The 265-nt window shown below is 36.6% G+C and carries 1 protein-coding gene; it reads right to left on the reverse strand.

All coding sequences use genetic code 11. The features are described from left to right. Positions 1-265, reverse strand: a 265-nt coding sequence (locus SB717_RS36660) for a hypothetical protein (RefSeq protein WP_410907980.1), incomplete at both ends; no start/stop codon positions are given.

Below are 265 nucleotides of genomic sequence, written 5' to 3' on the forward strand. Positions count from 1 at the left end.
GTAAATAGGTAAAAACAGAGCCACAAGAAACGTTAGTAATAAAAAATAATTTTGGATGTCCAATGGACTGTAAAACAAAGCAGTTATTATCACGCCAAATAAAAAAGCCCCTATGAATCCATTGCGCTGGGATTTTGAAACTGGTGTGTATTCATTGTTTTCGTCCAGATTCCCTTTTTGAATAATTGAAAGCACAAACCAGCTAACTACAGGAATTGTAAGCAATCCCCACCAGTTGGATACTTTCGGAAGATTTTCATTGGCC

The sequence above is a fragment of the Priestia sp. SIMBA_032 genome, from assembly GCF_046535215.1.
In the GTDB taxonomy this organism is placed as follows: domain Bacteria; phylum Bacillota; class Bacilli; order Bacillales; family Bacillaceae_H; genus Priestia; species Priestia aryabhattai.